This is a genomic window from Streptomyces sp. SAS_270 (genome assembly GCF_052543295.1).
The window spans coordinates 30137-53073 of sequence record NZ_JBMNDS010000058.1 but is presented as its reverse complement, the minus strand read 5'-3'; the positions used below and the strand labels follow the sequence as shown (position 1 = coordinate 53073).

25 protein-coding genes and 1 tRNA gene are annotated in these 22937 nt (G+C 69.3%); 16 read left to right on the top strand and 10 right to left on the bottom strand.

Annotated elements, in window-relative coordinates; translation table 11 throughout:
- Window positions 1-59 precede the first annotated feature (59 nt).
- Window positions 60-1466: an FAD-binding oxidoreductase gene (locus ACN6LB_RS31230; protein ID WP_356147584.1), complete on the top strand. Its 1407-nt coding sequence runs from the start codon at window positions 60-62 to the stop codon at window positions 1464-1466.
- Between the two features lie 17 nt (window positions 1467-1483).
- On the opposite strand, the gene ACN6LB_RS31225 is transcribed toward ACN6LB_RS31230, so the two are convergent.
- Window positions 1484-1957 (bottom strand): SsgA family sporulation/cell division regulator, encoded by a 474-nt coding sequence (locus ACN6LB_RS31225; RefSeq protein ID WP_356147586.1) that lies wholly within the window; start codon window positions 1955-1957, stop codon window positions 1484-1486.
- A 255-nt stretch (window positions 1958-2212) separates the two neighbouring features.
- Between ACN6LB_RS31225 and ACN6LB_RS31220 the strand changes: the two genes are divergently transcribed.
- Together ACN6LB_RS31220 and ACN6LB_RS31215 are read left to right on the top strand one after the other, a co-directional pair.
- Complete coding sequence (locus ACN6LB_RS31220) at window positions 2213-3703, top strand: RDD family protein (protein WP_445028778.1); 1491 nt, start codon at window positions 2213-2215, stop codon at window positions 3701-3703.
- Window positions 3704-3794: 91 nt separating this feature from the next.
- A complete protein-coding gene (locus ACN6LB_RS31215) occupies window positions 3795-4463 on the top strand; it encodes an RDD family protein (protein WP_445028777.1) in 669 nt (222 codons plus the stop codon).
- Between the two features lie 39 nt (window positions 4464-4502).
- Here ACN6LB_RS31215 and ACN6LB_RS31210 read toward each other — a convergent pair whose 3' ends face one another.
- On the bottom strand, window positions 4503-4862 hold the full coding sequence (locus ACN6LB_RS31210; protein WP_356139592.1) for a hypothetical protein: 360 nt from the start codon (window positions 4860-4862) through the stop codon (window positions 4503-4505).
- 451 nt (window positions 4863-5313) lie between these two features.
- Here ACN6LB_RS31210 and ACN6LB_RS31205 point away from each other — a divergent pair, with 451 nt between their 5' ends.
- On the top strand, window positions 5314-7668 hold the full coding sequence (locus tag ACN6LB_RS31205) for an immune inhibitor A domain-containing protein (RefSeq protein ID WP_356139593.1): 2355 nt from the start codon (window positions 5314-5316) through the stop codon (window positions 7666-7668).
- Window positions 7669-7789: 121 nt separating this feature from the next.
- Window positions 7790-8149 carry a hypothetical protein gene (locus ACN6LB_RS31200; RefSeq protein ID WP_356139594.1) on the top strand — a complete coding sequence of 120 codons (360 nt, stop codon included), beginning with the start codon at window positions 7790-7792 and terminating at the stop codon, window positions 8147-8149.
- 13 nt (window positions 8150-8162) lie between these two features.
- Here ACN6LB_RS31200 and ACN6LB_RS31195 read toward each other — a convergent pair whose 3' ends face one another.
- Together ACN6LB_RS31195 and ACN6LB_RS31190 are read right to left on the bottom strand one after the other, a co-directional pair.
- Window positions 8163-8747, bottom strand: a complete 585-nt coding sequence (locus ACN6LB_RS31195; protein WP_356139595.1) for a nicotinamidase — start codon at window positions 8745-8747, stop codon at window positions 8163-8165.
- A 215-nt stretch (window positions 8748-8962) separates the two neighbouring features.
- The gene (locus ACN6LB_RS31190) at window positions 8963-10291 is read right to left on the bottom strand and encodes a nicotinate phosphoribosyltransferase (protein WP_356139596.1); all 1329 of its coding nucleotides are present in this window, start codon (window positions 10289-10291) and stop codon (window positions 8963-8965) included.
- A gap of 94 nt (window positions 10292-10385) precedes the next feature.
- Between ACN6LB_RS31190 and clpS the strand changes: the two genes are divergently transcribed.
- The 7 genes from clpS to ACN6LB_RS31155 all read left to right on the top strand — a co-directional run bounded on the left by clpS (window position 10386) and on the right by ACN6LB_RS31155 (window position 15279).
- Complete coding sequence (gene clpS / locus ACN6LB_RS31185) at window positions 10386-10703, top strand: ATP-dependent Clp protease adapter ClpS (RefSeq protein WP_356139597.1); 318 nt, start codon at window positions 10386-10388, stop codon at window positions 10701-10703.
- 79 nt (window positions 10704-10782) lie between these two features.
- Complete coding sequence (locus ACN6LB_RS31180) at window positions 10783-11388, top strand: DUF2017 domain-containing protein (RefSeq protein WP_445028776.1); 606 nt, start codon at window positions 10783-10785, stop codon at window positions 11386-11388.
- Between the two features lie 345 nt (window positions 11389-11733).
- Window positions 11734-13191: an amino acid permease gene (locus ACN6LB_RS31175; RefSeq protein WP_356139599.1), complete on the top strand. Its 1458-nt coding sequence runs from the start codon at window positions 11734-11736 to the stop codon at window positions 13189-13191.
- A gap of 130 nt (window positions 13192-13321) precedes the next feature.
- Window positions 13322-13744 (top strand): Mov34/MPN/PAD-1 family protein, encoded by a 423-nt coding sequence (locus ACN6LB_RS31170; RefSeq protein WP_445028775.1) that lies wholly within the window; start codon window positions 13322-13324, stop codon window positions 13742-13744.
- A gap of 79 nt (window positions 13745-13823) precedes the next feature.
- Window positions 13824-13919 carry a putative leader peptide gene (locus ACN6LB_RS31165; protein ID WP_350954403.1) on the top strand — a complete coding sequence of 32 codons (96 nt, stop codon included), beginning with the start codon at window positions 13824-13826 and terminating at the stop codon, window positions 13917-13919.
- A 113-nt stretch (window positions 13920-14032) separates the two neighbouring features.
- Window positions 14033-14311, top strand: coding sequence for a MoaD/ThiS family protein (locus tag ACN6LB_RS31160; RefSeq protein WP_356139601.1), 279 nt, complete (start codon window positions 14033-14035; stop codon window positions 14309-14311).
- A 17-nt stretch (window positions 14312-14328) separates the two neighbouring features.
- The gene (locus tag ACN6LB_RS31155; protein ID WP_356139602.1) at window positions 14329-15279 is read left to right on the top strand and encodes a PLP-dependent cysteine synthase family protein; all 951 of its coding nucleotides are present in this window, start codon (window positions 14329-14331) and stop codon (window positions 15277-15279) included.
- A gap of 56 nt (window positions 15280-15335) precedes the next feature.
- Here ACN6LB_RS31155 and ACN6LB_RS31150 read toward each other — a convergent pair whose 3' ends face one another.
- From ACN6LB_RS31150 to ACN6LB_RS31140, 3 genes are all read right to left on the bottom strand, one after another.
- Window positions 15336-15728, bottom strand: coding sequence for a hypothetical protein (locus ACN6LB_RS31150; RefSeq protein ID WP_445028774.1), 393 nt, complete (start codon window positions 15726-15728; stop codon window positions 15336-15338).
- Between the two features lie 89 nt (window positions 15729-15817).
- Complete coding sequence (gene rph / locus ACN6LB_RS31145) at window positions 15818-16552, bottom strand: ribonuclease PH (protein WP_356139604.1); 735 nt, start codon at window positions 16550-16552, stop codon at window positions 15818-15820.
- Window positions 16553-16651: 99 nt separating this feature from the next.
- Window positions 16652-16885, bottom strand: coding sequence for a PTS glucose/sucrose transporter subunit IIB (locus tag ACN6LB_RS31140; protein ID WP_356139605.1), 234 nt, complete (start codon window positions 16883-16885; stop codon window positions 16652-16654).
- A 175-nt stretch (window positions 16886-17060) separates the two neighbouring features.
- Here ACN6LB_RS31140 and ACN6LB_RS31135 point away from each other — a divergent pair, with 175 nt between their 5' ends.
- Both ACN6LB_RS31135 and ACN6LB_RS31130 read left to right on the top strand, forming a co-directional pair.
- Window positions 17061-18365 carry a PTS transporter subunit EIIC gene (locus tag ACN6LB_RS31135; RefSeq protein ID WP_356139606.1) on the top strand — a complete coding sequence of 435 codons (1305 nt, stop codon included), beginning with the start codon at window positions 17061-17063 and terminating at the stop codon, window positions 18363-18365.
- A 285-nt stretch (window positions 18366-18650) separates the two neighbouring features.
- The gene (locus ACN6LB_RS31130; protein ID WP_445028773.1) at window positions 18651-19916 is read left to right on the top strand and encodes a PTS transporter subunit EIIC; all 1266 of its coding nucleotides are present in this window, start codon (window positions 18651-18653) and stop codon (window positions 19914-19916) included.
- A 71-nt stretch (window positions 19917-19987) separates the two neighbouring features.
- Here ACN6LB_RS31130 and ACN6LB_RS31125 read toward each other — a convergent pair whose 3' ends face one another.
- Window positions 19988-20740, bottom strand: a complete 753-nt coding sequence (locus ACN6LB_RS31125) for an MBL fold metallo-hydrolase (protein ID WP_445028772.1) — start codon at window positions 20738-20740, stop codon at window positions 19988-19990.
- A 292-nt stretch (window positions 20741-21032) separates the two neighbouring features.
- Between ACN6LB_RS31125 and ACN6LB_RS31120 the strand changes: the two genes are divergently transcribed.
- Both ACN6LB_RS31120 and rdgB read left to right on the top strand, forming a co-directional pair.
- Window positions 21033-21482 (top strand): type II toxin-antitoxin system PemK/MazF family toxin, encoded by a 450-nt coding sequence (locus ACN6LB_RS31120; RefSeq protein WP_445028771.1) that lies wholly within the window; start codon window positions 21033-21035, stop codon window positions 21480-21482.
- 47 nt (window positions 21483-21529) lie between these two features.
- Window positions 21530-22132 carry an RdgB/HAM1 family non-canonical purine NTP pyrophosphatase gene (rdgB, locus tag ACN6LB_RS31115; RefSeq protein ID WP_445028770.1) on the top strand — a complete coding sequence of 201 codons (603 nt, stop codon included), beginning with the start codon at window positions 21530-21532 and terminating at the stop codon, window positions 22130-22132.
- A 55-nt stretch (window positions 22133-22187) separates the two neighbouring features.
- On the opposite strand, the gene ACN6LB_RS31110 is transcribed toward rdgB, so the two are convergent.
- A tRNA-Leu gene (locus ACN6LB_RS31110) sits at window positions 22188-22263 on the bottom strand.
- Window positions 22225-22719, bottom strand: coding sequence for an HNH endonuclease signature motif containing protein (locus ACN6LB_RS31105; RefSeq protein ID WP_445028787.1), 495 nt, complete (start codon window positions 22717-22719; stop codon window positions 22225-22227). The genes ACN6LB_RS31110 and ACN6LB_RS31105 overlap by 39 nt, the downstream gene beginning before the upstream one ends.
- Window positions 22720-22937: the final 218 nt, after the last annotated feature.

The window sequence follows — 22937 nt, the reverse complement described above, 5'->3', positions numbered from 1 at the left end:
CCCGGCATACGAAGGGTGCCGCGGACGGGGTTCACACCGATGGCCCCGGGTGCGACGCTGTGATCATGAGCCGTATAGAAGCCCCGCGCGACGAAGCGACCGGCAACCTCGTCGACCGTCTCCTCGCGGGCCTGCCGGCCGAGGCGGTCCTCACCGACCCGGACGTCACGGCCTCCTACGCCAACGACATGGCGAGCTTCTGCGCGGCGGGCACCCCCGCCGTGGTGGTCCTGCCGCGCACCGTCGAGCAGGTCCAGCACGTCATGCGTATCGCGACCGAGCTGCGCGTGCCCGTCGTCCCGCAGGGCGCCCGCACCGGCCTGTCGGGCGCCGCCAACGCCTCCGACGGCTGCATCGTGCTCTCACTCACGAAAATGGACCGCATCCTGGAGATCAGCCAGGTCGACCGCATCGCCGTCGTCGAGCCCGGCGTCGTCAACGCCACGCTCTCCCGCGCGGTGGGCGAAGTCGGCCTGTACTACCCGCCGGACCCCTCCAGCTGGGAGATGTGCACGATCGGCGGCAACATCGGCACGGCCTCCGGCGGCCTGTGCTGCGTGAAGTACGGCGTGACGGCCGAGTACGTCCTCGGACTGGACGTCGTCCTCGCCGACGGGCGGCTGATGTCGACCGGGCGCCGCACGGCGAAGGGCGTCGCCGGATACGACCTCACGCGGCTCTTCGTCGGGTCGGAGGGCTCGCTCGGCATCGTCGTGGGGGCGACCCTCGCGCTGAAGCCGCAGCCTCCCCAACAGCTGGTGCTGGCCGCCGAGTTCGGGTCGGCGGGCGCCGCGTGCGACGCCGTGTGCCGGATCATGGAGGGCGGGCACGTGCCGTCCCTGCTCGAACTCATGGACCGTACGACCGTCAAGGCCGTCAACGACCTGGCGCACATGGGCCTGCCGGAGTCGACGGAGGCCCTGCTGCTCGCCGCCTTCGACACCCACGACCCGGCGGCCGACCTCGCCGCCGTCGGCGCGCTGTGCGAGGCCGCGGGCGCGACCCAGGTCGTACCCGCCGATGACGCGGCGGAGTCCGAACTCCTGCTCCAGGCGAGGCGGTTGGCGCTGACGGCGCTCGAAGCGGTCAAGGGCACCACGATGATCGACGACGTGTGCGTGCCGCGGTCGCGGCTCGGCGAGATGCTCGAAGGCATCGACCGCATCGCCGACAAGTACGCCCTCACCATCGGGGTGTGCGCCCACGCGGGCGACGGCAACACCCACCCCACCGTCTGCTTCGACGCCGCCGACCCCGACGAGTCCCGGCGCGCCCGCGAGTCCTTCGACGAGATCATGGCCCTCGGCCTGGAACTCGGCGGCACGATCACCGGCGAGCACGGCGTGGGCGTCCTGAAGAAGGAGTGGCTGGCGCGCGAGATCGGCCCGGTGGGCGTGGAGATGCAGCGGGCGATCAAGACGGCGTTCGACCCGCTGGGCCTGCTCAACCCGGGCAAGCTCTTCTGACAGTCGTACGTGCGTGATCACTCCCCGTCCTTCGACTCGTCGGACGGCCACGGGTCGCGCAGCCACAGGTCGTCGGCCGGGGTCGGCGTGAGCAGCTCGGCGAGGCCGTCGTCGATGCCGAGCTGCTCGGCCTCAGAGCCCGGGGGGACCACCCGAAGCGTCCGCTCCAGCCACGCGGACACCTGCGCCGCGGGCGCCTCCAGCAGGGCGTCCCCGTCCGGCGAACTCAGCGCCATCAGGACCACACTCCGCCCCGCCACCTTGGTCGGCCACACCCGCACGTCCCCGTGCCCGCACGGCCGGAACACCCCCTCCACGAGCAGCTCGCGGGCGAAGGTCCAGTTGACGGGGTGATCGGTGCCGATGTGAAAGGAGATGTGGACGGCGTACGGATCGTCGGACCGGTAACCGAGCCGGGCCGGTACCGGGATGCTGCGCTCCGGCGACAGGACCAGTTTGAGCTCCAGCTCGCGTTCCACCACTGTGTGCATGACGTACGTTTCCTCTCTCGTTCCGGGCCTCGGAGCGGGCCCGTGCGAGTGAAGAGCGCCTTGCCCCCGGAACCATTACGCGGGTTCGGAGAATTTGTTTTCCGCACCGTCCGGCGCGGCTGCCCCAAGTGCCCCCGAGCGCGGCGGAACCGTGCTCGAAAGGAGTGGGTGCGGCGGGAGGGGCGGTGGCGTGTGCCGGGGTCTGATAGATGTGGAGGCCGCAAAAAACCCCCGAGCAGATACGGGACGACGGACATGAGCGCCCCAACCCCGGCCCCCGGTGACGACAGGCCCCGCGAAGGCTACTACCCGGATCCCTCCATTCCTGGATATGTCCGGTACTGGAACGGTGCCGCCTGGGTACCGGGCACGAGCCGCCCCGCGCCCTCCGACGGCGAACCGCTCGCGCCGCCGCCCGGCACGCGCCCCGCGCCCGCGCCCGCCGCGGCGGAGGAGACGGGCCCGCACTTCTTCGACGAGGACCCGCAGCCCCAGCTCGACGCGCCCCGGGTGAGCCCGGCCGAGGCACAGCACGGGAGCCGGCCCGAGCCCGCGACCGCGTGGGGCGCCGACCGCTCCCGGCAGTCCGGCTTCGGCGGCGAGCAGGACCGCCGGGTGTCGTGGGGCGCACCGCAGGGCGCCGACCCGCGGGTGCCGAGCGCGGCCCGGCCGTCCGACGCGGTCGTGCAGCCCGACGGCCAGTCCTCGCGCACGGACGGCACGGCGACGATCCCCCCGGCGGACTCGGCCCCCGGCGGCGGCACCGTGGTGTTCCGCCGCCCGAAGGGCCCCGTGCGCCCCACGGACGCCGAAGACGAGAGCGCGGATCCGGGCGGCTCCGCGGGCACCCCGGGCCCCCGCAACCCCGTCGCTTCCGAGGGCACCATGCAATTTCGTGCGCTCTCCCCGCGCGCGGGGAAGCAGGGCGGGGCGCAGACCGGGAGCACGGCTTCGGCGGGCGGTGGCTTCGGCGCCGGCCAGGCGGCCCAGGCGGCAGCCGCGGCGGCGCAGGCCGCCCAGGCCGCCGCACAGGCACCCGCCCCGGCACCTGCACCCGCACCCGCCTCCACGCCCGCCCCTTCTCCTTCCGTCCCCCAGCAGGCAACCCCCATGGCCTCCGGGGTGGGCGGCGGCCAGCCTTCCTGGGCTCAGCAGGTGCACCGGCTGGCCGGCGCCCCGGGTGACGAGGAGCAGCCGGTCGCGCCGTGGAAGCCCCCGGTCGAGGACATCTTCACGGCGGCCGCGCGCAGGCAGTCGGCCGCGCGTCCGGCGGCGCTCGGCAGGCGGCTGGCCGCCCGGCTCGTGGACACCGTGGTGCTGGGCGCGGTCACCGCCGCGGCCGCCGTGCCGCTGGGCACCAAGGCGCTCGACCACGTCAACGAGAAGATCGACGCGGCCAAGCTGTCCGGCGAGACGGTGACGGTCTGGCTGCTCGACGGCACGACCGCCGCATACCTCGGTGTCATCGTCGCCGTCCTGCTCCTCGTCGGCGTCCTCTCGGAGGCGCTGCCCACCGCCAAGTGGGGCCGCACCCTGGGCAAGAAGCTCCTCGGCATCGAGGTGCGCGACATCGAGGCCCACGAGCCGCCGTCCTTCGGCCTGGCCCTGCGCCGCTGGCTCGTCTACGGCATCCCGGGCGTCCTCGGCATCGGTGTCGTGGGCATCCTGTGGTGCCTCTTCGACCGCCCGTGGCGCCAGTGCTGGCACGACAAGGCGGCCCACACCTTCGTAGCGGCAGGGACGTAGGACGACGTAGCGCATCGGCCGTAGGCGAGGCGGTCCCTCGGACGGCCGCTCGCCGGATGCGGAACCGGGGGGTTCGCGGTCCACTCGGGCCATGAGTAGCGAACCGCCGCCCCCCGGCTCCGGTCAGAATCCACCGGACGACGACCCGCTCAGGAAGCAGCAGCCCCCGCCCGCCGAGGGCGGCGGCTCCCCCTACGACGCCCCCTACGGCGGCCGGCAGCCCCCGTCGTACGGCGGCGGCAGTCCTTACGGCGGCGATCCCTACGGCGGTGGCGGCCCCTACGGCGGCGGCTCCGGCGATCCCCTCGCGGGGATGCCTCCGCTCGCCGACAGCGGCAAGCGGGTCCTGGCGAGGATCCTCGACATGATCATCGTCGGTGTCGTGGTGTGGCTGCTGTCCTGGGCTTTCGGCTTCAGCCAGTACACGCTGGACACCGACAAGATCAAGTTCGCCGACTCGTTCGGCCGGGAGGTGGTCGGCGCCGTCCTCTACATCGCCTACGACACCCTCATGGTCAGCAAGTCGGGCCAGACCCTCGGCAAGCAGCTGCTCAACCTGCGCGTGGCCAACCTCGACAACGGCGCCACGCCCTCCGCGCAGACCGCGCTGATGCGCGCGGCCGTGCTGTGGATCCCGTTCGCGTTCTGCTGCGCGTGTGTCTGGACCGCGATCGCGGGCGGCTGGAGCTTCTTCGACAGGCCCTACAAGCAGGGCCTGCACGACAAGGCGGCCAAGACGGTGGTGGTCAGCACCCGTTGACCTGGAGGGCGGCGCACTGCACCGCGGCGGGTCCGTGCATCACGGGCCCGCCGTTTCGCGTACGGGCACGGAGGCGGCGGACGCCGACACGGACACCGGCATCGGTTCGGGCGCGATGGACACGGAGACGGCGACGGACGCGGTCTCGCGCCGCACCGGGACCCGCTCCTGCGCGACAGCGGCCGCGGTAGCCGTAGCGGCGGCCGAAGTTCCTTCGGCGGGCGCCGACCTGGGCAGCGGGACCGTCATGGCGACCAGCAGCCCGAGAGCGAGAGCCGAGAAGGCGATCAGGATGATCCCCAGGCTCGAACTCGTCTGAGACAGCAGCAGCATGGCGAGCGTCGAGAAGATCACGGTGCAGGAACCGTAGGCGAGCTGTGCGGCGTTCGGACGAGGCATGGCAATCGTGTCCTCGGGTGGGGGTCTCCCCCCGGGTGCCTCTCGCGATGGGGGAGGTGCGGATAAGAATCGGGGGTGAGAAACGGCGTCGACCATGGCAATCCGCCGACATCCGGCGCTCCGCCAATCGACTCTATTCCGCTGCATGCCCGAGGGGAACAGCCGGTAAGCGTGACCTAACCCACGGTGCCGGAGCACGGGGGGCGCACGGAGTCATGCAGTCCACGAAGTGGACGGGTGGACGCGCCCGTTGAGCGGCACATAGACGCCCCGCACGCCGTCCGGATATCGAACGGTCATGACTGCATAGTGCAGTTGGCGGGTCCAAGTCAAGATCTGTCTTTTCTTTGGTAACTCCGGTCAAATGTCGTCACTTGACACGCGTATACGCGCGCGGACCCATGACCAGGATCCCCTCCATCCGCGCGGACGAACGCGGGGGAGGAATCAAGTGACCAGCAGATCATGGACGTTCAGAGCGGCCGCGGTGGGCGTAGCTCTCGCGGCGGCCACCGCCACGTTCTCGACGTTCGCCGTCGCGCAGGCCGACGACACCTCGTCGGCGGCTGTGAACCGGCACGACCCGCAGCCGGCCAAGACGAAGGTCGACCACGACCTCGACGGCCCGCTCAGCAAGACCCAGAAGGCGCAGCGCCAAGAGGCCCTGAACCAGGTCATATCCGGCGATGCCCAGGTCAAGGACCGCAACGGCTCGCGGGTGGTTCAGCTCAAGAGCAAGAAGGGCCACAGCAAGTACGTCGAGCTGGGCCGCGAGAAGACCGACAAGATCTTCACGATCCTGGTCGAGTTCGGCGACAAGACCGACGCCAGTGCGGGCGGCACCGCCGGCCCGCTGCACAACAAGATAGCCAAGCCGGACCGCGCCAAGGACAACAGCACTGCCTGGCAGGCGGACTACAACCAGAAGCACTTCCAGAACCTCTACTTCGGCACCGGCAAGAACGTCGAGTCGATGAAGAAGTTCTACGAGAAGGAGTCCTCGGGCCGCTACTCGGTCTCGGGTGAGGTCGCCGACTGGGTCAAGGTGCCCTACAACGAGGCCCGTTACGGCAACAACGCGTGCGGCTCCACCAACTGCCCCAGCGTGTGGAACGTCGTCAGCGACGGCGTGACCGCCTGGGTCGCCCAGCAGAAGGCGGCCGGCCGCACCGACGCCGCGATCAAGGCGGACCTGGCCAAGTTCGACCAGTGGGACCGCTACGACTTCGACGGCGACGGCAACTTCAACGAGCCCGACGGCTACATCGACCACTTCCAGATCGTGCACGCCGGTGAGGACGAGTCCGCCGGTGGCGGCGCTCAGGGCACCGACGCGATCTGGGCCCACCGCTGGTACGCGTTCGGCACCGACGCGGGCGCCACGGGTCCCACGGGCAACAAGCTCGGCGGCACCCAGATCGGCGACAGCGGCATCTGGGTCGGCGACTACACCATCCAGCCGGAGAACGGCGGACTCGGCGTCTTCGCCCACGAGTACGGCCACGACCTCGGTCTGCCGGACCACTACGACACCAGCGGCGGCGGCGACAACTCCACCGGCTTCTGGACCCTGATGTCGTCCGGTTCCTGGCTCGGCACCGGCAAGAACGCCATCGGCGACCTGCCCGGTGACTTCAGCGCCTGGGACAAGATGCAGCTCGGCTGGCTCAACTACGACACGGCGAAGGCCGGCAAGCAGTCCACGCACAAGCTGGGCGTCGCCGAGTACAACACCTGGGACAAGCAGGCGCTCGTCGTCACGCTGCCCGAGAAGGCCGTCAAGACCGAGGTCGTCGCCCCGGCCCAGGGCGCCACGCAGTGGTGGAGCGGCAGCGGTGACAACCTCAAGAACACGCTGACCCGTTCGGTCGACCTGACCGGCAAGTCGAAGGCCACCCTGGACCTCGACGGCTGGTGGGACATCGAGAACGGCTACGACTACCTCTACACCGAGGTGTCCACCGACGGCGGCGCCAACTGGACCGTCCTGGACGGCACGGCGAACGGCGCGGCCATCGGCAAGGACGCCAGCGGCAAGACCGCCCTCACCGGCACGGCGAGCGCGTACCAGAAGCTGTCGTACCCGCTCGACGCCTACGCGGGCAAGAAGATCGACGTCCGCTTCCGCTACGCCACCGACGGCGGTGTCTCGCAGAAGGGCTTCGCGGCCGACGAGATCTCCGTGACCGCCGACGGCGCCGCCCTCTTCTCCGACAACGTGGAGAGCGCGGACGCCGCGTGGACCGCCACCGGCTTCTCCCGCATCGGCGCGTCGTTCACCAAGGACTACGCGCAGTACTACATCGCCGAGAACCGCCAGTACGTCTCGTACGACAAGACCCTCAAGGTCGGCCCGTACAACTTCGGCTTCTCGACGACCCGTCCGGACTGGGTCGAGCACTACCCGTACCAGAACGGTCTGCTCATCTGGAAGTGGGACACCTCCCAGGCGGACAACAACACCAGCGTCCACCCGGGCGTCGGTCTGGTCCTGCCGATCGACTCGCACCCGACCGCGCTGAAGTGGGCCGACGGCACCGCGATGAGCAGCCGCCTCCAGTCGTACGACTCGACCTTCAGCCGCTACCGCACGGACGGCATCACGCTGCACCACGCGGACGTGGCGACCAAGATCCGCTCGTCGAAGGGTGTGTCGGTCTTCAACGACCACACCAGCACCTACTACGACAAGGCCACCCCGACCGCCGGTGTCCAGGTCACTGACACCAACACCAAGATCAAGATCGTCAAGGAAGCCAAGGACGGCTCCACGATCTCGCTCCAGGTCGGCCCCGCAGTGAAGTAGTCAGCGTTTCCGCAGGTCAGAAAGTGATCGGCCGCAACCCCCTGGCGGGTTGCGGCCGATCGTGTTTAGGTGCGTCCTGTGGATTTCTTATTGACACCGGTGCACACGGGGGTGTGACTGCATGGCCGCAGGAGGTTTCTGCAAGCTGCCTAACGGCAGCGTGGTGGTGGCGCTGAACCTGCCCACCACGCCCGGGGAGGGCACGGACTGCGTCCGCGTACTCGTGCTCGCCCAGAACCGCGCCCGAGCCCTGACCAGGCTCCGCAACCTCGGAATGCGCGCGGTCTACCTGCGCGGCAACTCGGCCCCGCCGTCCCCGGACGAGATCACCGCCGTCCTGCACCACCCGGACGGCCTCATATGGCGTACGGCCCCCGACACGGCCCGTGACAACGGTGTCGGCGGCCCCGAGCTGCCCCAGGAGCTGTGGCACCCGTTCCGGGCCCTGCTGCGCCGCCCCACGGCTCCTCAGGGGCTGTGAGGGCAGGAGAGCCCTAAACGACGGGCTTGCCGGTCAGCTCCACGCCCGCGCCCCGCAGCTCCTCCAGCGCGCGCTCGGTGGTCTCCTCGGCGACTCCGGCCGTGAGGTCGAGCAGCACCTGGGTGCGGAAGCCCTGCGCGGCCGCGTCCAGGGCCGTCGCCCGTACGCAGTGGTCCGTGGCGATCCCCACCACGTCGACCTCGTCGATCGCGCGGGCGCGCAGCCAGTCGCCCAGCGGGACGCCGTTCTCGTCGACGCCCTCGAAGCCGCTGTACGCCGCCGCGTAGGCGCCCTTGTCGAAGACGGCGTCGATCCCGCCGGAGGCGACGGCGGGCGCGAAGTTCGGGTGGAAGCCCACGCCCTCGGTGCCGGCCACGCAGTGCGCGGGCCAGGAGTGGACGAAGTCCGGGTTGTCGGCGAAGTGGCCGCCGGGGGCGATGTGGTGGTCGCGGGTGGCCACGACATGCCGGTACCCCGCGGGCGCCTGCCCGATCAGCTCGGTGATCGCGGCGGCCACGTCGGCACCCCCCGACACCGCGAGGCTGCCGCCCTCGCAGAAGTCGTTCTGCACATCTACGACGATCAAGGCGCGGCGCATGGGCGGTGTCCTTCGGCTCGGCGGCGGGTCGGTCGGTGGTGGGGTGCGGGCCCGGCCTTCGAACTACCGAGCTTAGAGACTTCGTGTGCGGGACGGGAGAGTGCGCGGGCCCCCGGCGCGGGGCGAGGACGCTGCCGTTGCATTCCCGCTCACCGGGTGTTCATGCGCCCGGGCACCCCGCACCGGACCGCCTCGGACGTACTTCGGCCGGAGTCTCAGACGTACTCCGTCGGAATCACGGACTCTCCGCGCGAGAGCTGGGTCGCCGACAGCGGCAGGTTCGCGCGGGCGGCCGCATGCCGGTCGCGTACGGCGTCGAGCGGCTCGCGGGCCACGACCCGGCCGCCCTTGACCAGCTCGACCAGGAGCTGCCGGTCGGCCAGCTCGCCGGGGACCGCGCCGGTGCCGATCACCTCGGCCTCGGCGACCCCGTACTCGTCCAGGCGCCGCGCCGCCCACTTGCGGCCGCCGATGGACGTCTTGCCGCCGCTCGACTTCTTCGCGACCGCCACCAGCGGAGCCTTCAGGTCCGCCGACTCGGCGCGCGCGACCAGCTTGTAGACCATCGAGCACGTGGGATGGCCGGACCCCGTCACCAGCTGGGTGCCGACGCCGTACGCGTCCACGGGTGCCGCCGCCAGCGAGGCGATCGCGTACTCGTCCAGATCCGAGGTCACCACGATCTTCGTCTCCGTCGCGCCCAGCTCGTCCAGCTGCTGCCGCACCCGGTGCGCGACCAGGAGCAGGTCCCCGGAGTCGATGCGCACGGCCCCGAGGTCGGTCCCGGCGACCTCGACGGCCATCCGGACGGCCTCCGTGACGTCGTAGGTGTCCACGAGGAGCGTGGTGCCCCGGCCCAGCGAGTTCACCTGGGCGCGGAAGGCGTCGCGCTCGTGGTCGTGCAGGAGGGTGAAGGCGTGCGCGGAGGTGCCCACGGTCGGGATGTCGTAGCGGAATCCGGCCGCGAGATCGGAGGTGGTGGCGAAGCCGCCCACGTAGGCGGCGCGCGCGGCGGCCACCGCGGCCAGCTCGTGCGTGCGCCGGGCGCCCATCTCGATCAGCGGCCGGTCCCCGGCGGCGGACGCCATCCGGGAGGCGGCGGCCGCGATCGCCGAGTCGTGGTTGAGGATGGAGAGGATCACCGTCTCCAGGAGTACGCACTCCGCGAAGGAGCCCTCGACCCGCAGGATCGGCGAGCCCGGGAAGTAGACCTCGCCCTCGGGATAGCCCCAGATGTCCCCGCCGAAGCGGTACGAGGCGAGCCATTCGAGGGTTTCCTCGTTCACGATCCCGCGCTCGTGCAGAAAGCCCAGGACGCCCGCGTCGAAGCGGAAGTTCTCCACGGCGTCCAGGACGCGGCCGGTCCCGGCCACCACTCCGTAGCGGCGCCCCTCCGGCAGCCGCCGGGTGAAGACCTCGAAGACGGAGCGCCGCTCGGCGGTCCCGGCCGCGAGGGCGGCCTGCAGCATCGTCAGCTCGTACTGGTCCGTGAAGAGCGCCGTCGAGGGAACGTCCACCGGCAGCCCAAGGTCCGCTGTGTTCATGGGAGGCGATGCTACCCCCATCTCGTCACTCTGACGATTTAGGGGGTCGCTTTTGTGGGGCCCGTTTGGCCGGGCACCCCCTTCTGGTGGCAGCATGGGCCGTGTGACGGCTCCCGCTCCCCTAGAGACCGAAAAGACCGAGTCGGCGGAAGAGGTCTTCGCCGTACCCGAGCCCGATGTCCCGTGGGTGACGATCGTCCACAACGACCCGGTCAACCTCATGAGCTACGTGACCTATGTCTTCCAGGCGTACTTCGGTTACTCCAAGGACAAGGCCACCAAGCTCATGCTCGACGTCCACCACAAGGGCCGGGCCGTCGTCTCCAGCGGAACCCGCGAGGAGATGGAACGCGACGTGCAGGCCATGCACGGCTACGGTCTGTGGGCCACCCTCCAGCAGGACCGCAAGTGACCTCAGCGACCCCCACACACCGACCGTTGGTCTCAGTGACCTCACGTACCGAGTGGACCGGAAGTAGCGACGCAACCTGATGCCAGGACACTTCGAACCGATCCCCGGCGGCGGCGCGGCCGTCGCGCTCGACGAGGTCGAGATCTCGATCATCCGCTCCCTCGCCGTACAGCTGCTGGAGCTCATCGGACCGGGCCCCGCCGAGGACGCCCCCGACGACCCGCTCGCCGAGCTGTTCGCGGAGGGCCCGAGCGAGCCGCCCTCCGACCCGGTGCTGATGCGCCTCTTCCCGGACGCCTACAGCGGCCCGGACGTAGAGGCACGCTCTCCCGAACAGGCCGAGGAGCAGCGCGCGCACTCCGCAGAGTTCCGCCGCTTCACCGAGAACGACCTGCGGGCCGGCAAGCGCGAGAACGCCCTCGTGGTGATCCGCTGCCTGGACGCGCTCAGCACGGCAGGCGAGGGCAGCGCCGTCCTCAAGCTGTCCGCCGAGGAGTGCGGGCAGTGGCTGCGCACCCTCAACGACCTGCGCCTGGCGATCGGCTCCCGCCTCGACATCGAGGACGAGGAGGACACCGACCTCCTCTACCGGCTGCCCGACGAGGACCCGCGCAAGCCGATGGTGATGGCCTATCTGTGGCTGGGCGGACTCCAGGAGACGCTGGTCAGTGCCCTGATGCCGTAGTCGGGCCGCCGGCCCATTCCGTTCGCTCAGCGGACGCTCAGATCCGGATAACGATAAAGTCACTATGACCGCGCCCTTTGGGGCGCGGTTTGTTTTTTGTCCGGTTCTCCCTGTGGTGTGCGCCACGAACCGGACCGCCGAGCCATGTTGCGGCCGTGATAAATCTTCACGACCGCCCGACAGGACACCACCCACGTCCGGTCGGGTGCGCCACCGAGCCGGCGACCGCCGGCCAGGCACGAGCGGGTCGCAGAACCCGCTCAGCTCCATCACATCCGGGGGGATCGGAACCCGATCCGAAGCCATGGGACTGGCTCGGTTCGGCATGGAGGAAGGCGCACCAATATGACCTCGTCGCAGGTCGGTAAGCAGCAAGAAGAGCAGAGCCGCAATGGAGTCGTGGGCGGCGACACCCCCGAAGAGGGGTACGAGCGAGGGCTCGGCAGCCGCCAGGTACAGATGATCGCGATCGGCGGCGCCATCGGCGTCGGCCTGTTCCTCAACGCCGGGGCGAACATCGCCAAGGCGGGCCCCAGCCTCATCCTCATGTACGCCATCGCCGGCGTGATCATCTTCTTCATCATGCGGGCGCTCGGCGAACTGCTCCTCTACCGCCCGGTCTCGGGCTCGTTCGCGGAGTACTCCCGCGAGTTCCTCGGCCCGTTCTTCGGCTACTTCACGGCCTGGACGTACTGGCTCATGTGGGTGGTCACCGGCATGGCGGAACTGACCGCCGCCGCGATCTACGTCCACTACTGGTTCCCGTCGATCCCGCAATGGGTGTCGGCGCTGGTCTTCCTGGTCGTCCTCTTCGTGGCCAACCTGATCTCGGTGAAGGTGTTCGGCGAGATCGAGTTCTGGGCCTCGATGATCAAGGTCACCGCCCTCATAGGCATGATCGTGATCGGCCTGGGCGTGCTCACCTTCGGCTTCAGCTCCGCCGGTGACACCGCGGCCGTCTCCAACCTCTGGCAGTTCGACGGCTTCTTCCCCAAGGGCATCGGCTCTTCCCTGATGACCCTGCAGGGCGTCATGTTCGCCTACCTCGCCGTCGAGCTGGTCGGCGTGACGGCAGGCGAGTCCGAGAACCCGGAGAAGACGCTCCCCAAGGCGATCAACACCCTGCCCTGGCGCATCGCCCTCTTCTACGTCGGCGCCCTCACCGTCATCCTCTGCGTCGTGAAGTGGACCGAGTTCGCCCCCGGCGTGAGCCCCTTCGTGAAGGCGTTCGCGATGATCGGCATCCCGGCAGGCGCGGGCATCGTCAACTTCGTGGTGCTGACGGCCGCCCTCTCCTCCTGCAACTCGGGCATGTACTCGACGGGCCGCATGCTGCGCAACCTCGCGGACAACGGCGAGGCGCCCCGCGCCTTCAACAAGCTCTCGGCCTCCAAGACCCCCGCGCTCGGCATCACCGTCTCCGTCGCCTTCATGGGCATCGGAGTGGTCCTGAACTACGTCGTCCCGGAGAAGGCCTTCGGCTACGTCACCTCGGTGGCCACCGCGGCCGGCATCTGGACCTGGCTGATGATCCTGGTCAGTCACGTCCTCTACCGCCGGGCCGTGGACGCGGGCCGCCTGCCCGCCTCCTCCTTCCCGGCGCCGGGCGGCGCGAAGTGCAGCTATGTCGCCATCGCCTTCCTCCTCTTCGTCACGGGCCTGATCGCGTACGACGCCGACTCCCGCGTCTGCCTGTACGTGATGGCCGTCTGGTCCGCGGCGCTCGGCATCGGCTGGGCGATCCTGAAGGCCCGCAACCCCCAGGTCGCGGAGCGCCGCGAGCCGGCGTACGAGCAGGTCTGAGGCCTCCAAGCTCAGCATGTGGGCCGCCGCGTACCACCCTTCGGTACGCGGCGTCCCACCCGTCGCCCACCACCACCCTGCCTGACGCGCTGCGCGCGGCCCCTTTTGATGCCCGCATATCCTGAGCCCCATGCTGACCATCACCCAGGCCCTGTACGACCAGATCGTCGCGCACGCGCGCCAGGACCACCCCGACGAGGCCTGCGGCGTGGTCGCGGGCCCGGTGGGGGAGGGCCGCCCCGAGCGCTTCGTCCCGATGCTGAACGCCGCCCGCTCACCGACGTTCTACGAGTTCGACTCGCAGGACCTCCTCAAGCTCTACCGCGAGATGGACGACCGCGACGAGGAGCCGGTGATCATCTACCACTCCCACACGGCCACCGAGGCCCACCCCTCCCGCACCGACATCACCTACGCGAACGAGCCCGGCGCCCACTACGTGCTCGTCTCGACCGCGGACACCGACGACGCCGGCCCCTTCCAGTTCCGGTCCTTCCGGATCGTCGAGGGAGAGGTCACGGAGGAGGAGGTCAAGGTCGTGGAGACGTACTGATCTCACGTCCTGGTCGAAATATGTCCGGAGTGTGGGATCACACTCCGGGATCCGGACCGGGAATCGATACGATGAGCCCATGGTTTTCCACGACGTGAGCGACAAGACGCCGGGCGCACTGCTCGTGGCGCGGCTGCACGTCGACCTGTGCAGGCTCGCCAGCGCCATCTGTTGACGCCGGACCCTGCCGCCGTCCGGCCGTGAGCCGCGGCGCCTCACCACGCATCACCGCTGTTCTGCGCTGCCGCGCGCCTACCGACCGATCACTCCCGACAGGAGCCCTGAGCCATGGCCATCGAGGTCCGCATCCCCACCATCCTCCGCACCTACACCGACGGACAGAAGGCCGTCGAGGGCGGCGGGGAGACCCTCGCCGCGCTCTTCGCCGACCTGGAGACCCGCCACCCGGGCGTCCAGGCCCGCATCGTGGACGGCGGCGAGCTGCGCCGCTTCGTCAACGTCTACCTCAACGACGAGGACGTCCGCTTCCTCGACGGCATCAACACCAAGCTCACCGACGGCGACAACGTGACGATCCTGCCGGCCGTCGCCGGCGGCATGGTCTGATCGGCCGCTGATCCCCCATGCGCTACGACTCCCCGCTGGCCGCGGTGGGCAACACCCCTCTGGTGCGCCTGCCGCGGCTCTCGCCGTCCGACGACGTCCGGATCTGGGCGAAGCTTGAGGACCGCAACCCGACCGGCTCGGTCAAGGACCGCCCGGCCCTGCACATGATCGAGCAGGCGGAGAAGGACGGCCGCCTGACGCCGGGCTGCACGATCCTGGAGCCGACGAGCGGCAACACCGGCATCTCCCTCGCCATGGCGGCCAAGCTCAAGGGCTACCGCATGGTGTGCGTGATGCCCGAGAACACCTCGCAGGAACGCCGGGAGCTGCTCGGCATGTGGGGCGCCGAGATCATCCCCAGCCCCGCGGCGGGCGGCTCCAACACCGCCGTCCGCGTGGCCAAGGAGCTCGCCGCGGAGCATCCGGACTGGGTGATGCTCTACCAGTACGGAAACCCGGACAACGCGGGCGCCCACTACGCGACGACGGGCCCGGAGATCCTGGCGGACCTCCCCTCGGTCACGCACTTCGTGGCGGGCCTCGGCACCACCGGCACCCTGATGGGCGTCGGCCGCTTCCTGCGCGAGCAGAAGCCGGACGTGAAGATCGTCGCCGCCGAGCCGCGCTACGACGACCTGGTCTACGGCCTGCGCAACCTCGACGAGGGCTTCGTGCCGGAGCTGTACGACGCCTCGGTCCTGACCACCCGCTTCTCCGTGGGCTCCGCCGACGCGGTCACCCGCACCCGCGAACTCCTCCAGCAGGAGGGCATCTTCGCGGGCGTCTCCACCGGAGCGGCCCTGCACGCCGCGATCGGCGTCGGCAGGAAGGCCGTCAACGCGGGGGAGACGGCCGACATCGTCTTCGTCGTGGCCGACGGCGGCTGGAAGTACCTGTCGACGGGCGTCTACACGGCGGCGACGACGGAGGAAGCGATCGAGACGCTGCAGGGTCAGCTCTGGGCGTAGGCCCCGGAGCCGGGGTCTGGGGGTTGTGCCCCAGGCCCCGGGAAACCCCGAGCGACTTACGGCGTGCACACCTTCGTCAGCTCGCCCGCCGCGTCCGTCACCGGACTGATGTCGGGCGTCGAATCGCCGTTCTTGACGGCCGTACGGACGTTGCCGACGGCCTTGCTCAGGTCGTCGACCGCCTTGTTCACATCGGTGTTGTCGGTCTTGTCGCCCAGCTTGTCGAGGCTCTTCTCGATGGAGTTGAGGGACTCGTCGGTCTGCGTCGGGTCGTTCGCCGCGTTCTCCACCGCCTGCTGGAGATCGGTGACGCTGTCGGCGATGGAGTCGGCGGTCTGGACACAGTCCAGAGCCTTGTCGACGGCATCGCAGCCGACGACCGCCGGTACGGCGACAAGTGCGGCGACGACGGCGAATGCCGCGGTGCGGCGACGGTGGCGCGAGGCCATGGAACAGTCCTCCCCGTGGACATGCGAAACACTGTGGTCAACGGACGCACGGCTGGACCGTACGCCCGTACCCATAAGAACGCGAAGACTTATCCCGCGGTTGCCTCAAGAGCCGCCCGCTGAATGGCCGCGAGCTCGTCGCAGCCCGAAACGGCAAGATCCAGCAGGGAGTTGAGCTCCTTGCGGTCGAACGGCTCGGCCTCCGCGGTGCCTTGGACCTCGACGAACCGCCCGTCGCCCGTGCAGACGACGTTCATGTCGGTGTCGGCCCGCACATCCTCCTCGTAGCAGAGGTCCAGCAGCGGAACCCCGCCCACGATGCCGACGGAGACGGCGGAGACCGTGCCCGTCAGCGGCTGCCGGCCGGCCTTGACCAGCTTCTTGCCCTGCGCCCAGGCGACGGCGTCGGCGAGGGCGACATAGGCGCCGGTGATCGCGGCGGTACGGGTGCCGCCGTCGGCCTGAAGGACGTCGCAGTCGAGGACGATCGTGTTCTCGCCCAGCGCCTTGTAGTCGATGACCGCGCGAAGCGAACGGCCGATCAGGCGGCTGATCTCGTGCGTACGGCCGCCGATCTTGCCGCGTACGGACTCACGGTCGCCGCGCGTGTTCGTGGCGCGCGGCAGCATCGAGTACTCCGCGGTGACCCAGCCCTCGCCGCTGCCCTTGCGCCAGCGCGGGACGCCCTCGGTGACGGAGGCGGTGCAGAAGACCTTCGTGTCACCGAAGGAGACGAGGACGGAGCCCTCGGCGTGCTTGCTCCAGCCACGCTGGATGGTGATGGGGCGGAGCTGTTCGGGGGTGCGGCCGTCGATTCGAGACATGGCGCTGAGCCTAGCCGCACATGACCGAGGGGCTGCCGCCGGTAACGGAAGCAGCCCCTCAGGGATGAGTTCAGCCGTGTGTCCGGCCGCGAAGCGACCTCACATCATGTCTTCGATGTCCGCCGCGATCGGGTCGGCGTCCGTGCCGATGACGACCTGGATCGCCGTGCCCATCTTGACGACGCCGTGCGCACCCGCGGCCTTCAGGGCGGCCTCGTCGACCTTGCTCGCGTCGATGACCTCGGTGCGGAGGCGGGTGATGCAGCCCTCGACCTCTTCGATGTTCTCGATCCCGCCGAGTCCGGCAACGATCTTCTCAGCCTTGGTGGCCATGTCTTACTCCCTGATCCGAACCGCTTTGTCGCAGTAACCCACAGTTGGCCCATCTTCGCGAGCGGTCATGTCGTACGTACCGAATGATGGCGTTCACGACAGCGCGACCGTCCGTCAACTGGTCTACACCACCCGGCGGACGGTCGCCAAACCCGGTCCCGTCCGGAGGACGCCGATGAGTGCCGACAGCGCCGCCGAACCCGCACCCCCACCCGCGCGCACCCACTGGAACAACCTCTTCCAGGGTCTGCAGAAGATGGGCCGCAGCCTTCAACTGCCCATCGCCGTCCTGCCCGCGGCCGGCATCCTCAACCGGCTCGGCCAGCCGGACGTGTTCGGTGACGACGGACTCGGCTGGACCGATGTCTCCAAGGTGATGAAGGGCGCGGGCGGCGCCCTCCTCGACGGCTCGCTCGGACTCCCGCTGCTGTTCTGCATCGGCGTCTCCATCGGCATGGCGAAGAAGGCCGACGGCTCCACCGCGCTCGCGGCGGTCGCGGGCTTCCTCGTCTACTACAACGTGCTGCACCAGTTCCCGGTGGACTGCGGGAAGGGTATGACGTCGATCGAGGGCGTCGGGTGCCAGGCCGCCGACCACTCGGTAACGGGGTTCTCGTACCAGAACCCGGGCGTCTTCGGCGGCATCATCATGGGACTGCTGGCGGCGTACTTCTGGCAGCGCTACCACCGCACCAAGCTCGTCGACTGGCTCGGCTTCTTCAACGGCCGCCGCCTCGTCCCCATCATGATGTCCTTCATCGCCATCGCGTTCGCCGCGCTGTGCCTGTGGATCTGGCCGCCGATCGGCGACGGCCTGGAGAACTTCAGCGACTGGCTGGTCGACCTCGGCGCCTGGGGCGCGGGCGTCTTCGGCGTCGCCAACCGCGCGCTGCTCGTGATCGGCCTGCACCAGTTCCTGAACGTGCCCATCTGGTTCCAGTTCGGCACCTTCAACCCGCCGGGCGGCGGGCAGCCCGTGCACGGTGACATCAACATGTTCCTGGCGGGCGACCCGAACGCGGGCCAGTTCACCTCGGGCTTCTTCCCCATCATGATGTTCGCCCTGCCGGCCGCCTGCCTCGCGATGACGCACTGCGCAAAACCCCATCGCCGCAAGGAAATCGGCGGCATGATGCTCTCCGTCGCGCTGACGTCGTTCGTCACCGGCATCACCGAACCGATCGAGTACTCCTTCGTGTTCATCGCGCCGCTCCTCTACGCGGTCCACGCGATCCTCACGGGTGTGTCCATGGCGGTGACCTGGGGCCTCGGTGTGCACGACGGCTTCAGCTTCTCGGCCGGCCTCATCGACTACGTCATCAACTGGAACCTGGCCACCAGACCCTGGGCCATCATCCCCATCGGCCTCTGCTTCGCCGCCGTCTACTACGTGATCTTCCGCTTCGCGATCACGAAGTTCGACCTGAAGACCCCGGGACGCGAGCCGGAGGAAGAGGTCGAGGACATCACCAAGGCGTAGCAGCAGTCGTACGGCATCTCTGTGACGGGCCCCCCGGACCTACTGGTCCGGGGGGCCTTCGGCGTGAATGGATCCGAATCTTCCGGTATGGCCCAGGCCACAAAAATCGCGGGTTCCTTATCCAGCCTTCACCGTGCTACAACAGGTCTACACCACTCAGTGGTGTAGACCACGCGGCGCCGACCGCGTTCCATCGGAGACGCCGCCGTCCCCCTCTTTCCCTGTCCCCAGGCGGCGTTTTGCCCTCCCCCAGCCTGCGGCCGGGGGGACCCCCAGGAGGAAGTTGTGTCCACAGCCACCGCCGCGCCCGCGGCCGGAAAGAAGAAGGGCTCCGGCGCGATGGCTGTCCTGCAGCGCATCGGCCGCAGCCTGATGCTGCCGGTCGCCGTCCTGCCCGCAGCCGCGCTCCTGGTACGCCTCGGCAACACCGACATGCTCGGGCGCCCGTCCTTCCCGACGTTCCTCACCAAGATCGCCGGCTTCATGGCCGCGGGCGGCAACGCGATCCTCGACAACATGGCACTGCTGTTCGCCGTCGGCATCGCGATCGGCTTCGCGAAGAAGTCGGACGGCTCGACCGCCCTCGCCGCCGTCGTCGGCTACCTGGTCTTCAAGAACGTCCTCAGCACGTTCACCGACAAGAACCTGCCCAAGGTCGCCACCGCCGTCGACGGCAAGGTGGTCATGGTGGACGCGCCCGTGGACGCCAAGGTCCTCGGCGGCGTGGTGATGGGCATCGTCGTCGCCCTGCTCTACCAGAAGTTCTACCGGACCAAGCTGCCCGACTGGGCAGGCTTCTTCGGCGGCCGCCGCCTCGTCCCCATCCTCTCCGCCTTCGCGGGCCTGCTCATCGGCATCGTCTTCGGCTACATCTGGCCGGTCCTCGGCACGGGTCTGCACAACTTCGGCGAATGGCTGGTCGGTTCGGGCGCCGTCGGCGCAGGAATCTTCGGCGTCGCCAACCGCGCCCTGATACCCATCGGCATGCACCACCTGCTGAACTCCTTCCCCTGGTTCCAGGCGGGCGACTACCACGGCAAGAGCGGCGACATCGCCCGCTTCCTCGCCCACGACCCGAGCGCCGGACAGTTCATGACCGGCTTCTTCCCGATCATGATGTTCGGCCTCCCGGCCGCGTGCCTGGCGATCGTCCACTGCGCCCGACCCGAGCGCCGCAAGGTCGTCGGCGGCATGATGTTCTCGATCGCCCTGACCTCCTTCGTCACCGGCGTCACCGAGCCCATCGAATTCACCTTCATGTTCATCGCGCCGGTCCTCTACGCGATCCACGCAGTCCTCACCGGCGTCTCCCTGGCGCTGACCTGGGCACTCGGCATGAAGGACGGCTTCGGCTTCTCCGCCGGCGCGGTCGACTTCGGCCTCAACCTCGGCATCGCGACGAACCCCTGGGGCCTTGTCCTGGTCGGCCTCTGCTTCGCAGTGGTCTACTACGCGGTCTTCCGCTTCGCGATCACCAGGTTCAACCTGCCGACGCCGGGCCGCGAGTCCGACGAGGAACTGGCCGAACTGCAGAAGGCAGAGGCCAAGTAACCCCGCCGCACACCAGGCGAAGGCCCCCGGAACCCATCGGTTCCGGGGGCCTTCCCCTTGCGCACCCGCGCTCAGATCTCGTACGACACCCGAGGCGCCGCCAGCTCCACCGGACCGTCGTACGCGGTCCGGGCGTCCGCCAGGTTGATCCGGGGGTCCGTCCACGGCGGGATATGCGTCAGCACCAGCCTGCGCGCCCCGGCACGGGTCGCGGTCTCGCCCGCCTCACGGCCGTTGAGATGCAGATCCGGAATGTTCTCCTTGCCATGCGTGAACGCCGCCTCGCACAGGAACAGATCGGTGTCGCGGGCGAGTTTGTCCAGGGACTCGCTCACGCCCGTGTCACCGGAGTACGTCAGCGAGCGGCCGCCGTGCTCCACCCGGATGCCGTACGCCTCCACAGGATGGCGCACCTTCTCCGTGTGCACGGTGAACGGACCGATCTCGAACGTGCCCGGCTTGACCGTGTGGAAGTCGAAGACCTCACTCATCGAGGAGGCGGACGGCGTATCGGCGTAGGCCGTGGTGAGACGCTGCTCCGTGCCCTCGGGCCCGTACACCGGGATCGGGTCGCAGCGGCCGCCGTCATGGCGGTAGTAGCGCGCGACGAAGTACGCGCACATGTCGATGCAGTGGTCGGCGTGCAGATGGCTGAGGAAGATCGCGTCGAGGTCGTAGAGACCGCAGTGGCGCTGCAGCTCGCCAAGGGCACCATTGCCCATGTCGAGAAGCAGCCGGAAGCCGTCGGCCTCGACGAGGTAGCTCGAGCAGGCCGATTCCGCGGACGGGAACGACCCCGAGCAGCCGACGACGGTGAGCTTCATAAAGCTGGAACCTCCGCGCTGGCAGGAAGTGCACAGAGCAGATGCGGTGACCGGAAACCCGGCGCATGTACTCGGAGCAGATGTGGGAACGGGGGTCGTGCGGTCCGTCGAGCGTAAGGCGCAAAAGGGCCGGTCGCTCCTCCGCCAGGGGCTGTTGTGGGCGAACTCACCTGAGCTGTCACCGGTTCGGATGGATCGAACGAACACAGGCACGCATGGGCTTCTCCGAGAGGAGAAGCGGAAGGGGAGCGGACGGGGAGCGGACCCGGGTACCCGCCGGTACCTTCTTCGTATGGACACGTCCTGGTGGCTCGCACTCGCGGCCGTCGTGCTGCTCGCGCTCGTGGCGACGCTCATCGACGGCTGGGGGCGACGCGGGCGCAGACCGTCCGGTCGTACGCGCCCGCCGGGCGGACCCCGACAGCGCGCGGCCAGCCCGCAGCCCGCCGAGATCTGGTGGGCGAACGTCCCTTACGAGGACGGACCCGGCGCCAAGGACCGCCCCTGCCTTGTCCTGACCGTCCGCGGCGACCACGTGACCGTCGCGAAGATCACCAGCAAGTACCACGACGAACGCGCCGGAGTGATCCCGCTGCCCCCCGGCGCCGTCGGCGACGCCCAGGGCCGAGCCAGCTTCCTGGAGACGGACGAACTGCGCGACGTGCCCCGCTGGGACTTCCGCCGCCGCGTCGGCGTCGTCGACCCGGTCCTGTGGGACCAGATCCGCTACCTGGCGGGATAGCGCGGGCGCCGTACAGGATCCCGTACCGCGGTCGGGATACTGGGCCCATGACCCGCCTGATCCTCGCCACCCGCAACGCCGGAAAGATCACCGAGCTCCACGCGATCCTCGCCGACGCCGGCCTCCCGCACGACCTCGTCGGCGCCGACGCCTACCCCGACATCCCCGACGTCAAGGAAACCGGCGTCACCTTCGCCGAGAACGCCCTGCTGAAGGCTCACGCCCTCGCCCAGGCCACCGGCCTGCCCGCCGTCGCCGACGACTCCGGCCTCTGCGTCGACGTCCTGAACGGCGCACCCGGCATCTTCTCCGCCCGCTGGGCAGGCCGCCACGGCGACGACAAGGCCAACCTGGACCTGCTCCTCGCCCAGCTCGGCGACATCGCCGACACCCACCGCGGCGCCCACTTCGCCTGCGCGGCGGCACTCGCCCTCCCGGACGGCACGGAGCGCGTGGTCGAGGGCCAACTCCGCGGCACCCTGCGCCACGCCCCCGTCGGCACGAACGGCTTCGGCTACGACCCGATCCTCCAGCCGGAGGGCGACACCCGAACCTGCGCGGAACTGACCCCGGCCGAGAAGAACGCGATCAGCCACCGGGGCAAGGCGTTTCGGGCTCTGGTGCCGGTGGTTCGGGAGCTGTTGGGCTGACTCAACAGGCAGGCCCGACACCTTTGAATCAAAGGTGTCGGGCCTCTTTACTCTGTGGGCCCGGTGGGACTCGAACCCACGACACACCGGACCTAAACCGGCGCCCTCTTGGCCAGCTGGGGTACGGGCCCAGGTCGCTTACTGTACTGTGCTGGGCTCGGAAGCCGTGCAGGGATGTCCCGGCGGCTGCGGTTCGAGAAAGAACTCGTCTGGCTGTGGCACGACGGGCACAGATACCTCAGATTTTCCCGGCGGTTGTCCAGTCGGTCGCCGTTGACGTGATCAATCTCCAGTACAAGTCGTCTGCCCTGCCATGTGTCTCCGACGCCGCACTCGTCACAGACGTGCGGTGCACCAAGGTCATCAAGGGCTCGCCTGAGCAGGATCGTCTTGGTACGGGGACAGCCGGGTGCGAGTCGCACCAGGATCTCGGCTGCTGGTTTGCGGTGTGGGGAGCGGGCACCGCGAAAGTGTCCTTGCCCCGTGAAGTGGGTGGTCGACAGGCCGTGGGCTTCAATGCTGCGCTTCACCAGCGCCCGGCCTGAACCGCTGTCGCTCAGGCCAAGACCAGCGAGGACTCCTGCCATGCTCGTGGCGGCCTCGACCCTCGGCGCCAGTTCGTCACGGGACAGAATGCCTGGGCCATATCTTCGCCCACCGGTGAAATGCGCCGTGTCGATCCCGAACTTGTCCAGCTTCATTCTGATGTGGCCGTACGGGCTGTCGCGCGGAGGGAACCCCATGTACTCCAGCATTTCCCTGATGCTGTGTGAGCGGGCGGCGGCCTCTCTCAGAACCTCCTCCG

What these genes read in the sequence shown, in the direction of transcription:
- ACN6LB_RS31155 (WP_356139602.1), top strand. Translation starts at nt 14,329, where the DNA reads ATGCGCTACGACTCCCCGCTGGCCGCGGTGGGCAACACCCCTCTGGTG.
- ACN6LB_RS31220 (WP_445028778.1), top strand. Translation starts at nt 2,213, where the DNA reads ATGAGCGCCCCAACCCCGGCCCCCGGTGACGACAGGCCCCGCGAAGGC.
- rph (WP_356139604.1), bottom strand. Translation starts at nt 16,552, where the DNA reads ATGTCTCGAATCGACGGCCGCACCCCCGAACAGCTCCGCCCCATCACC.
- rdgB (WP_445028770.1), top strand. Translation starts at nt 21,530, where the DNA reads ATGACCCGCCTGATCCTCGCCACCCGCAACGCCGGAAAGATCACCGAG.
- ACN6LB_RS31140 (WP_356139605.1), bottom strand. Translation starts at nt 16,885, where the DNA reads ATGGCCACCAAGGCTGAGAAGATCGTTGCCGGACTCGGCGGGATCGAG.
- ACN6LB_RS31195 (WP_356139595.1), bottom strand. Translation starts at nt 8,747, where the DNA reads ATGCGCCGCGCCTTGATCGTCGTAGATGTGCAGAACGACTTCTGCGAG.
- ACN6LB_RS31160 (WP_356139601.1), top strand. Translation starts at nt 14,033, where the DNA reads ATGGCCATCGAGGTCCGCATCCCCACCATCCTCCGCACCTACACCGAC.
- ACN6LB_RS31165 (WP_350954403.1), top strand. Translation starts at nt 13,824, where the DNA reads ATGGTTTTCCACGACGTGAGCGACAAGACGCCGGGCGCACTGCTCGTG.
- ACN6LB_RS31180 (WP_445028776.1), top strand. Translation starts at nt 10,783, where the DNA reads ATGCCAGGACACTTCGAACCGATCCCCGGCGGCGGCGCGGCCGTCGCG.
- ACN6LB_RS31170 (WP_445028775.1), top strand. Translation starts at nt 13,322, where the DNA reads ATGCTGACCATCACCCAGGCCCTGTACGACCAGATCGTCGCGCACGCG.
- ACN6LB_RS31135 (WP_356139606.1), top strand. Translation starts at nt 17,061, where the DNA reads ATGAGTGCCGACAGCGCCGCCGAACCCGCACCCCCACCCGCGCGCACC.
- ACN6LB_RS31200 (WP_356139594.1), top strand. Translation starts at nt 7,790, where the DNA reads ATGGCCGCAGGAGGTTTCTGCAAGCTGCCTAACGGCAGCGTGGTGGTG.
- ACN6LB_RS31225 (WP_356147586.1), bottom strand. Translation starts at nt 1,957, where the DNA reads ATGCACACAGTGGTGGAACGCGAGCTGGAGCTCAAACTGGTCCTGTCG.
- ACN6LB_RS31190 (WP_356139596.1), bottom strand. Translation starts at nt 10,291, where the DNA reads ATGAACACAGCGGACCTTGGGCTGCCGGTGGACGTTCCCTCGACGGCG.
- ACN6LB_RS31210 (WP_356139592.1), bottom strand. Translation starts at nt 4,862, where the DNA reads ATGCCTCGTCCGAACGCCGCACAGCTCGCCTACGGTTCCTGCACCGTG.
- clpS (WP_356139597.1), top strand. Translation starts at nt 10,386, where the DNA reads ATGGGCCGTGTGACGGCTCCCGCTCCCCTAGAGACCGAAAAGACCGAG.
- ACN6LB_RS31215 (WP_445028777.1), top strand. Translation starts at nt 3,795, where the DNA reads ATGAGTAGCGAACCGCCGCCCCCCGGCTCCGGTCAGAATCCACCGGAC.
- ACN6LB_RS31120 (WP_445028771.1), top strand. Translation starts at nt 21,033, where the DNA reads ATGGACACGTCCTGGTGGCTCGCACTCGCGGCCGTCGTGCTGCTCGCG.
- ACN6LB_RS31150 (WP_445028774.1), bottom strand. Translation starts at nt 15,728, where the DNA reads ATGGCCTCGCGCCACCGTCGCCGCACCGCGGCATTCGCCGTCGTCGCC.
- ACN6LB_RS31175 (WP_356139599.1), top strand. Translation starts at nt 11,734, where the DNA reads ATGACCTCGTCGCAGGTCGGTAAGCAGCAAGAAGAGCAGAGCCGCAAT.
- ACN6LB_RS31105 (WP_445028787.1), bottom strand. Translation starts at nt 22,719, where the DNA reads ATGGCAGGAGTCCTCGCTGGTCTTGGCCTGAGCGACAGCGGTTCAGGC.
- ACN6LB_RS31125 (WP_445028772.1), bottom strand. Translation starts at nt 20,740, where the DNA reads ATGAAGCTCACCGTCGTCGGCTGCTCGGGGTCGTTCCCGTCCGCGGAA.